Source organism: Bacteroidales bacterium (assembly GCA_018334875.1).
Classification (GTDB): domain Bacteria; phylum Bacteroidota; class Bacteroidia; order Bacteroidales; family UBA12077; genus JAGXLC01.
Map to the genome: position 1 here is coordinate 1 of JAGXLC010000125.1, position 10589 is coordinate 10589.

Annotated in this window: 9 protein-coding genes; 4 read left to right on the forward strand and 5 right to left on the reverse strand. The window is 41.8% G+C overall.

The window, feature by feature from the left end; translation table 11 throughout:
• Window positions 1-596: HAD family hydrolase (locus KGY70_11055; GenBank protein ID MBS3775718.1), on the forward strand; the 596-nt coding region annotated here is incomplete at its 5' end.
• 187 nt (window positions 597-783) lie between these two features.
• On the opposite strand, the gene KGY70_11060 is transcribed toward KGY70_11055, so the two are convergent.
• On the reverse strand, window positions 784-1356 hold the full coding sequence (locus tag KGY70_11060) for a sigma-70 family RNA polymerase sigma factor (protein MBS3775719.1): 573 nt from the start codon (window positions 1354-1356) through the stop codon (window positions 784-786).
• A 505-nt stretch (window positions 1357-1861) separates the two neighbouring features.
• On the opposite strand from KGY70_11060, the gene KGY70_11065 reads away from it, so the two are divergent.
• Window positions 1862-2293, forward strand: coding sequence for a hypothetical protein (locus KGY70_11065; GenBank protein ID MBS3775720.1), 432 nt, complete (start codon window positions 1862-1864; stop codon window positions 2291-2293).
• A gap of 168 nt (window positions 2294-2461) precedes the next feature.
• Here KGY70_11065 and KGY70_11070 read toward each other — a convergent pair whose 3' ends face one another.
• The 3 genes from KGY70_11070 to KGY70_11080 all read right to left on the reverse strand — a co-directional run bounded on the left by KGY70_11070 (window position 2462) and on the right by KGY70_11080 (window position 7753).
• Entirely contained in the window at window positions 2462-3019 is a 558-nt protein-coding gene (locus KGY70_11070; protein MBS3775721.1) for a DUF4168 domain-containing protein, read from the reverse strand.
• Between the two features lie 141 nt (window positions 3020-3160).
• Window positions 3161-6133 carry a glycosyl hydrolase family 2 gene (locus KGY70_11075; GenBank protein ID MBS3775722.1) on the reverse strand — a complete coding sequence of 991 codons (2973 nt, stop codon included), beginning with the start codon at window positions 6131-6133 and terminating at the stop codon, window positions 3161-3163.
• Window positions 6134-6736: 603 nt separating this feature from the next.
• Window positions 6737-7753 carry a 4Fe-4S cluster-binding domain-containing protein gene (locus KGY70_11080; protein MBS3775723.1) on the reverse strand — a complete coding sequence of 339 codons (1017 nt, stop codon included), beginning with the start codon at window positions 7751-7753 and terminating at the stop codon, window positions 6737-6739.
• Between the two features lie 594 nt (window positions 7754-8347).
• On the opposite strand from KGY70_11080, the gene KGY70_11085 reads away from it, so the two are divergent.
• Window positions 8348-9166, forward strand: coding sequence for an alpha/beta hydrolase (locus KGY70_11085; GenBank protein ID MBS3775724.1), 819 nt, complete (start codon window positions 8348-8350; stop codon window positions 9164-9166).
• A gap of 531 nt (window positions 9167-9697) precedes the next feature.
• Here the strand turns inward: KGY70_11085 and KGY70_11090 are convergent.
• Entirely contained in the window at window positions 9698-9877 is a 180-nt protein-coding gene (locus KGY70_11090) for a hypothetical protein (GenBank protein MBS3775725.1), read from the reverse strand.
• 327 nt (window positions 9878-10204) lie between these two features.
• Between KGY70_11090 and KGY70_11095 the strand changes: the two genes are divergently transcribed.
• A partial coding sequence (locus tag KGY70_11095; GenBank protein MBS3775726.1) for a hypothetical protein occupies window positions 10205-10589 on the forward strand: 385 nt, incomplete at its 3' end.

Genomic DNA, 10589 nt, shown 5'->3' on the forward strand with positions numbered 1-10589 from the left:
CCGATCGGGCACGTTTTTATATATTAAGAGACATTCTAAAAGAATACAGTATTGATTTCTCAAGCCACTTCTCTATGAAAGATTTGATCGGATTAAGTACGGACGCTTTTCTCAGGAAAAACCTTAAAAGCCTGACCTCAAATCAGATTGATAGTATCGTACAAAAAAAACACCGCTTACATTTCACCAATCTGGAGGAGTATGTTCTGCCTTTCCCGGGTATACACGAAACCCTCCGGGACCTTCATTCCGGATTTGATCTGGTAATGGTTTCCGCAAATCCGTATAAAAACCTTATGATGCTGTTAAATCATCTTGAAATCAAACAGTATTTCAAATGGATCTTTGGCCGGGAGATATGTGAGAACGATAACCTTGAGAAGACCTACTTCCCGATTGCATCCAAAATCCAAAAAAAGGTCTCGGAATGTATGGTTATTGAAGATTCGGAATATGGAGTAAATGCTGCCAAAAGGGCTGGTTATTATTGTATTCGTTTTGATCCGCACAATCGTTTTGAACCGGGTCCGGAAAATGATAAGGCCAAAAATCATTTTGATCTTAAAAAGAAAATTGAAAAACATGCTATGCATTAGATATTGTCTGTTCATAAAATCAAAGAGATTTGAAAGAGTCTCGTCTAGAATGTTCGCTGGCAAGGCTTGCGAGTTTTGAATGCCGAATGTAGAGACGTACGGCCGTACGTCTCTACCAAATATAATCGACTGGCATGAAAAACGAGCGTAACGCAGCCAGCGGATATTATAGACAGACTCTAGATATTTAATAAAAATCTTCCGTAACCTCTTCCCTCAAACTTTTAATCGCTTGATGAACCAAATTCCTTACAGATTGTATATTAACCTCCATCACTTCAGCTATATCCGTATAATCCAACCCCAAAAAGAACCGCATAAGTAATGCCTGCTTTTGTCTTGCAGGAAGCTCGTCAATCAGGGTTTTAAATTTCCTTTTTCGCAGGAGCCCCCATTCTTTATCATCGACGGAATCTTCTAAAGAATTTTCAGTCAGTTCCAGGGTGGTATAAATATTTTCATCTATTCTGAAAGAAAAATCATATTTCAGCTTACGGAAGATTTTTCTGCGTAGGGAGGCAACCAGATAGAGCAATATATTGTCCGTATGGCCCAATCTGTTCATATACTGCAATAAATCATAAAAGGTCTCCTGAATACAGTCTTTCACAAAATCTTCATTGTGTTTGATCTTTAAGCCATAATTCAATAAGCGGGGATAATAATCTTTATATATTTGTGCTATGGCCTGCTGATCACCATTTTTTAATTTCTTCCATAAAATCTGATCTTGACTGAGAGAAGGGATGAAGGGCTCCATAATGATTTTATTTATTTAACAAGTTTGTAAAAACATTGAAACTCCTGTCTTTTCTGATTAACCTCGGAACAATAAACATAAAGCAATATTGGATTTGTTTAAAACTTCCAATGCATAAACCTTTAGAGTCTTTATTCAAAAAATACAAACAAAAATTCCCTGGTTAAGTTCAAGGAAAATAATGGTCGGACTTTAACAAAACAACCGGAATCTAAATAGGAAAAATTAAAATTTATCTGAATCCATCAATATTTGGAATAGGGATCCGGTTAAATCAGTCTAAATTATAATTTGGGTTTTTTAAAGTTTATAGAATGTCAACCATATCATTGAATTTTCAATTTTATATCATATTTTTAACCCCTAATCTAAAAAGGCGCTCGGCTGTATTTAGTTAATTGTATGAAAATTATCTATTGAATTTCAGATATCTACTAGAGCCGCTGAGCGCCTTATCAGCCAAAATCTAATTTTTTATACCGGACTCATTAATAATAAATAGACTATGAAATATATAATTACTTGCTTACTAATCGGGTTATCGTTATCGTTAAACGCCCAGGAGGCTCAGAAAACCAACGACACCACAGATGCGCAGGAAACCCGGGAGGTTCCCAGAATTAATGAAGAAGAAAAAATAAAAGTAATCTCCGGGATGAAGGATTATGAGGAAGTTCAGGAAGCTCTGATCGTACAGCAGGATGAAATCAAAAAGGTTTCCCTGGCATTAATTGTTAAACAGGGAACGAAAAAGGGAAGAGCCAGGGAGTTGGGAGAGCATTTCCTGAACCGGGCGATGACCCATTTTGATGCAGAAAGCAAATCCGGAGAAAATGCCGGAAAATCAGTCTATAATTATATGATAAGTGTGTGCACAGACAGGGATGTAATCACGATGGGAACCAAGATACCCGGGGCAGAAACCATATCCTGGTAAAAACGATGAGGGTAAAATAAAAATTCAGAGTTCCTCTTCTAAAAAGACTCAGGAACTCTGAATTTTATTTATAAATAACAACCCATTCACTTTACGCCTGCCCCTTCTTCAAACAGTTAAATAAGCAAGGCTTTATGAAAGAGACACCAATAAAGGGGTAAGGAAATTTTATTGGACACCCATACTGCTCTTCATTTCCTCCTGTAATTTTTTCATCAGAGAGGAATCCATTTGTGCAGCTTTAGCAATTTCCTGATATTTTTGCATGGTCAATCCAGCGTCTTTTATGGCCTGCTGCATTTCCTGCTGAGATCCTTGCTGCATATTTTGTAATTTCTTTATTATACTCTGATATTGTTCCATCTCCTGCTCAGTTGCATCAGACTGACCTCCCTGCTGAGATTGCTGAGAACGATGGATTTCATTGAAACGCTTACGGTCCATGCCTTCATCTTCAATGGCTTGACCTACTTCTTTCTGCATCTCACGATTTAAAGCCTGAATCTCACTTGCTGCGGAAACAAACTGCTGAATTTCTTCATCGCTTACTTCGATATTCTGTTGTTGCTGCATTTGCCCAGGCATCTGCTGCTGACCGGAAGGTGCTTGCTGCTGCGGAGCGCCAGTTTGTTCACTGCCGTCTTCCTCTTGTTGATCTCCTCCCTGCTGACAACCTGCCAATAACATAGCTCCAATAACTAAACTTCCTAAAATTTTAAACTTCATACAATTCTCTTTTTTAATTTTACATATAATTTAAACTACGAATGACTCCCTGTATTTATTGCTTTTATTACCAATATACCCTTAAAACTTTTTACAAATATACAAACCTATCGGGTTTTGCGAAATATATTGATTATAAAATTATTTTTGTTTTGTAATGATATACTCAATGCCATAATATCCTTCCCCCTCCGCTTCAGGTAAAAATGAATCCAGTTTGGTTACGGTTCTTCCCTCCTGTAGCTCTATATTCTGATATTCCTTTTGCTGAACAAGATTATGGTTCATATCATAGATATTTACAGTTAAACGGACCGTCTTACCGGAACCCAGGTTCATAACAACAGGGGTAAGGGTATCTTCCGGTCCGTAAACAACATCTACACCGGCACTGGCTCCCACCGTATTTTGGAAGAGCATTTTATTGATGTGGTAGGCCAGTTTGGCATGACCCATATAATCAATAAGAGGTTTTTTGTAAGTAACATTGTTCGGTCCGCCATGCAAAGAACACCAGGAAAATCCGTCAATATCCATTATTCTCTGTCTTTTCATCGATTCCCATGCACTCAGCGCCTGCCAGGCCTGACTTTCCTCCCACTCGGAAGCTTCCAGTCTTCGCCCGATACTGCCTTCATCGTACCCCCATTCGTACGACTGCATCCGATACCAGGGCTTGCCTTTCACCAGGTTCCAGTTGGGCTGGCCGATAGACTCCTCGTGTTCAAAATTAAAATAAGCCCTTTCTCTGCTCTTAAGAAAACTATTATGGTACTCATCCGGGAACTCACGAATTAAATTCCATTCTTTCCCATAACCGGTGATGGATATCTGATTACCACGGGTAACATTTGGTGCTGTCCATTCGGGTGCAGGCGTGATCGGTTTACCTTCCTGATTGACCGTACCTTCATCATTGCCATATACCAACGTTTGTACATGAGAGGCATAAGAAACAATACGGCTCGAATCAACGGAATAAACAGCATCATAGATCTTTTTACAAAACCGGTTGCTGTTCCGGAGGTTATTTAAGCCATCCCATGGGTGGTTGCTGGCTTCCCACATAACAATGCTCGGGTGATTCCTTACCTGTGTGATGTATTCAGGCAATCCCTTAAAATCAATGCCCCAGGCTTCTCCGCGGGTCCATGAAGGTGTCGCCCATATAAACATCATCCCGAGCTGATCACCAATCTCTGCAAGCCGGGGATCGTTAATATTCCTTGCCGGAGGGTTGTGGGCCCATGCATGGTTATGGATGCGCATCAGATTGCCGTTCATATTTTTGATCTGAGCGATTTCCCTGACCAGCCAATCTTTGGGAGCGCACCGCGCCCATTTGGCAAGTTTCTCAATGGGCGATCTGAATCCGAAAATCTGGGCACCATTCAGCATAGACGGTCTGCCATTTACCCGGAAGGTGCCTCCTTTCTGTGAAATAGTCCGAATACCTGTGGTGATCACATAATCATCAACGGGCTGCCGGTTTTCATCCTGCAGAATAACTTCTATTTTATACAGATTCGGATCGCCGGCAGTCCATAATTCAGGATCTGCCAGGGATAATGTCTTCTCAAACTCCTCTTTCTGCCAGTCTTGCAGGGAAATTTTAAAGGTTTCGGAATCTGACGGTTCTTCCTGCTCATCAGGATACCAGGGATAACAATTGACCTGTAGGAAACCTTCAAAGGGATTATCGACATTATTAATCTTCACATTTACCTGCTGCCTGGCAGGATCGGAAATATCCTTTGTATAGGAAAACACGTCAGCAATATGAACATTAGAGGTCAGATCCAGCCACACCCTTCCGGCATACCAGCCAATATAGGGATCCTGCGGAGGATGCCAGTGACTTTTATCGGGATTGATGAAATCATTCACTTTAATGGCAATGAGGTTGGTATCATTCTTATGTAAGTATTCTCCCACTTCTTTTTTAATTGGATAACGCTTGTCGGTTGAATACATCAGCTCCCCGTTCACCCAGATGGCACCACCGGGGTCCAGCATTTCTGCGTTCAGCACTGCGCGTTGGTAACCCCCGACATACACTTTTTTACGAAGATAGAGATCCTCCTTTGCATGACGCTCGCCACCATGAACTTTAGGGAGGTCTGTGGATTGCCACAGAGAGTCATTATATCCCTGCTTATTCCAGTTTTCCATACAGGGTTTCAAAGTAAAATCCTCATCAATGAAAGTTTCCGGATAGAATGGACCCCCGGTCTCTCCGGTGAGAAAATATCCCAATCCCCAGATGCTTTTAATTTTTGTACCCCCCGTAGCAAATATAGAAAAGGCAGGTACCTGTTTGGTGGCCGGTGTCTGCAATTCCACAAATTCCGCCACTTGTTTGTCGTCCACATAAAAATTATATCGGTGATTTTTTAAGTCTACTTCCACCTTCAATGTATACCAACAGGCCTTTTCATAATGCTCGGCATGAATGGTATCAGAATCTGTAGTATAAAAGAAACGCCCATTTTTATTGAACCCTGCTGTTAAAGCCGTTTTCTCCTCATTGTTAAACATTTCCAGAAAAGCGAGAGCTTTTTGGTTGCCTACCCGCACTTTCCATTGAAAGGAGAACCTCCAGGACTGGGGGCGGATCTTCTTTGTCACACGAGCATTACGGTTAAATACCAGCGAATGATTCTCAATATGAGTGCCCGATTTACTTTTCCACCAGGCCAGTTGTTCGCTTTCCTCTTCCCGCTGACCTTCCTTATAGCCCATCCATTTCCATTCAGAGAACCTTTTCCGGGTTCTTACCTGTGGGAGGGGCTGGGCCTTGAGTTGATCCATCAGGGAAGAGACCGCTTTGTCATTAGCTGCCTCTTTATTCAGCTTGGGATCATTAAAAAACTGTTTGGCATAATCGGCATAATGGCTCAGGAATTCCACCCGCTCAGAAGTGGAAAAGATCTCCGTTTCACCTTTAAAATCTGTTTCCCCGTTTGCCTCGGCATCCTCCGTAAAATAGCGAAATTCAAAGGATCTGGATATCTCCTGGGCAAAGAGACCCTGAGAGAGTAGTAATGACACAATACAAGCCACGGCCAGCCTTTTACCAGCGTGTAGGAGAGTTTTTATGTGACTTATTTTCATCAGAATGTATTTTATAATTTCATAAATAAGTTGGTCCCGCAGTGGCGGGAGCAAAGAGCAGTTGGCAAAAGATAACAGATAACTCGCTACTCAATACTAGTAAATTTAACTGCCAACTGATTTTCAAATTCACGTCAAACATATTAATACAACTAAATGTACCTTAAATTTTTCTGCCAACTGAGGCAGTTGGTTTGCCAACTTTTCGATGAATGAACACCGAATGACTATTGAGTATCTCTGCCAACTGTAGCTTTTTCAGGGCTGTAATCTGATTCAATATGAATTTGCAGTTACAATAAATCCTCATGCTCACTGAAGCAATATGGCTTGCCAACTGCTCTCTTTGCTCCCGCAGAAGGCGGGATTAACTTATCGATGAATGACCACAGAATGACTGTTGAATATCTCTGCCAACTGTAGCTTTCAGGCTTGCCAACTGCCACCTTAATCCCCTCAGCGACCATTACATTTTTCTACTAGCTTTGGCTTATCCAATTTGCCAACTGCCCATTGCTCCCGCAGAAGGCGGGACCAACTGTATTGCTAAATCTTATTTCCTTAAATTTGGTTCTGCAATATATTAAGCTGCCCCCTTGCCAACTATCTTACATTAATTTCATCCACATGCCGGTAATACCCGTCCGGTTTCAGTTCATGAGAATCAAGCTGCTTCTCTCTGAACAGGAACAACCGTATATCGTTACACAGATGACACTTATTCAGATATTCTTTCTGAGGCGAAAAACCGTATTCTTTTCTTACATGGTGGAAAAAGGCCTGAATCCCCTCATTATAGAGCATGGTTATAAAAGGATATTGATTCTCGTCCAGTGGCTCTCCCATATCTTCCATCCGGATGGCCAGACCCGAACACAATCCCGGTATGTAATTGCCATAAAGATCAATATGAAAATGAGAGGTATCTTCGAGTTCATCGCACGGTGGATTTGCAAGGATTCTCTCAAGCGGTTGCAGGGGAAAAATGTCCTTATAAGTAAACACTGCCCTTCCACCCAGATGAGTCCAGTACCGGCGGGGTATGTTCCACAGATAATCCGCTCCAAATGTCTCTTCGTACTCCTCTAGCAAATGGCGCTTCTGGTCGTCAAAAGCATCCATATCGGAATAAAAGTCCATAATCCATGGAAGTGGTTGAATTCCGGTTTTTTTACATGCATTGATTGCTCCTTTGACCTTGTAAAAAGGAATGTGCTCATTGTGAAAAGGACTCATAGAGATCAGCAGATTGGTAATGCCATGCTTCCGCAATGTCTCAAGAATCTTAACTGCCTGTTCCTCGTTTTTATACCATGACGCATTGGTCTCCACATAATGAATACCCATGCCCATTGCTTTCGCTTCATCTGCTACATTCAGCAATCCGGAAATATTGAGCATGGGCTCGCCCCCGCCAATATGGATGGCACCACAACCCAGAGAAAGGATCTTTTGCATGGCTTTTCCGGCCATATTTTGGTCTATGTAATCCTTTTCCCAACGGGGAGAACACCCGTATAAACAATGCTTACAACCGGAAGTGCAGTAATAGTTGGTAATCAGTCCGCCTGAAAACAGATGATTGATGTTAAGCTTTTGCATTCTCAGTTTTTGATCCATTTAGAAATTCAAAATAAAGGGATTTCATGGAGAGATAAAAACAAAGAGGAAAAAAACTTGTACCACCATCCTCCGCGCCCTTATCATCCTCAGGATTAAAGGCAAATTGGTATATTTATCAATTCAATGAATGCATTCAGTTTTATCCGCTAACATTAGTTGCGTAGCGACGGCATCTTTCATATAGAAGCATATAAGAAATAAAAGCTTGATCTTTGAAAGGATACTGACTTAGAACCTTAAATCTAACAACATATATTGAACCACATTGGTTAAGATTTCAATAGCCATTAAGCTAAGGAATGCTGCCATACTGCCCAACCCAACCCTGAAAAGGGTTAAATATAATAGCCCCGGGTAGCACCCGGGGTTGGCTAACATCGGCCATTATAGCGCTCCAACTGATACCTTTTAGAAAGGCAGTTCGCTTGAATGGAGCGCAAAGGAGGAACCGGTAAATATTCAGACATTGTCCCGGGGTCCGGAAGCCATTCATCAGGAGGTGAGAGATTTATCGCACAATGCAACGTTAATTTATAAAACAGAAATTTTGCCATTCTCCCCAAAATTCCCTATCTTTATCCAAAAAATATTATGCATCCTGAAACCATTCAAATCAACAACCTTGAGCTGGCCTGGTACGAAGGCCGATCCGACGGTACACCCGTTGTCATGCTACATGGTAATTCTTTATCTTCAGAAATTTTCTCTGAACAGTTTGCTGATCCTTTGCTGGCAGATCATTACCGGCTAATAGCCCTTGATCTGCCCGGTCATGGGCAATCAGCCCATTCCGATAATCCATTGAGCGACTACTCAATCAACGGATTAATCGATCATTTTCTGGCGTTCGTGGATAAAATGGGAATTGGAAAAGCCGTTTTTGTGGGTCATTCCCTTGGCGGCCACATCCTGATGGAAGCCTATCCGAAACTGAAAGATCGCATGCTGGGCATGGTGATTTTTGGGGCGCCACCATTTAGGCTACCCCCGGAGATCGAAAAATCCCATCTTGAACATGAGGCTCAGGATCTGGTTTATAAAGAAGACCTTACAGAGGAAGAGATTCACACCTTTGCCCATGCCTGTGTAAGTGAAAGTCACGAAGATCCCGAAGTACTTATGGACGCTGTCAGGCATTCCGATCCGGATATGCGGGCAGGACTCGGACTATCTTATTCTAAGGGAGAAATTGAAGATGAAGCCGGAATTGTGGCTGACATGGAACATCCTTTGGCCATTTTCCACGGCAAAGAAGACCAGCTCATCAACGGCAAATATTACCAGGAATTGAACTTGCCAACGCTCTGGCAGGGGAATGTGCAGTTTATTGATCAGGCAGGTCATTGTCCGCAGTTTGAGAACCCTGAGGCATTTGATAAATTGCTGGACGAGTTTGTAAAAAGTCTTTAGATTCTAATTTCTAAATCCTAAATCCTAAATCCTAAATTCTAAATCCTAAAGTCTAAAGTCCTCTGCGTCACTCCATGATTTCCTCTTTGTTCAAGGGTTCAATTATCTAATTTAACCACCAATTAGGGGAAAATACGCTTCGCTCATATAGCCAAGAATGTACGAATAATAATGTATTTTTTACCTCAAGGCTGTCGGGATAAAAAACAGATGGGGGAATGTGTTAAAAAAACAGGTTAGGGATAAGAACAATATTATGAAATAAGCTCAGGACACTGTCCTGAGGGTAATCATACATATAAAATGCTTCCAGGACACTGTCCTGACGATAATAATGTATATGAAATGATCTCAGGACAATGTCCTGACGGTGATCATATATATAAAATGCTTTCAGGACAATGTCCGGAATGATGGGCACTCATAATTGTGGGTTATAGACTTGTTTTAAATCGGCAGCCGGTCTGACCGCTTTTTCTTAGCGGTCGGACCGGTGAATGGAGGCAAATAAAGAGCGTAAATGCACTGCAATTAGGGTAAAAAGTTCACCTTTGCCTTAAATAACTGGTCCATGCCTGCCCTTTGCCGGATTTGCTGCCGGTCTGCCATGTCTGGTGCCGTCGGCAACCCGTCCGACCGGGCAGCAAAGGCTTGGGTTTGTTCGGATTTATTGTTGTAGTGGCTGTGGCTGCTGGCATCCCTGGTATTCACGAATCGGTCAGACGGGTTGGGCAGCCGGTCTGACCGCTGAGAGTTTTTGGTCCGTGGTATTGTTTTGGGTCGATATAGGTAGTTTCAGGGGCGTACCCTCCTCCAACTCCTCCCTTGTAAAGGGAGGAGGGCCTGATCGTTCAACTATTTTTAGTATTTGCCTATAGGCTCACGGAATGATCCATACGCACAAAATCTTCGGCAAGAGGCGCCGACTTATATCTCATTAAAATTGGGTCTTGGAGTAATTTCATTATATAAAAAAAGGAATTCATTGTTAAACCAATCAAATCATTGTAAATTGCAAAAAATCTAAATATTTAAACTATGGCAAATCAAGAATCAAATGCACCTGAAATAGAACAAATAATCAAAAAGCATTATAAAGCCATCATCACGGTGATTGTTTTGCTCATCCTTGGTTTTAGTACGTTCTTTCAGATTGGTGCGGAAGAAGTAGGAGTGGTAACCCGTTTTGGAAAACATGTGAGAACGGTTCCCTCCGGTTTAAAAACGAAAATCCCCTTTGCGGAAAAAGTGTATAAAGTACCTGTAGAAAGGCAAAAAAAGCAGGAATTTGGTTTCCGGACCGAACAGGCAGGTGTGAGAACCGAATATACGCGGACGGGTTCAGTTACCAGAGACGAAGCCGTTATGCTGACAGGCGATTTGAACCTGGCCAATGTACAATGGGTGGTTCAATACCGTGTAA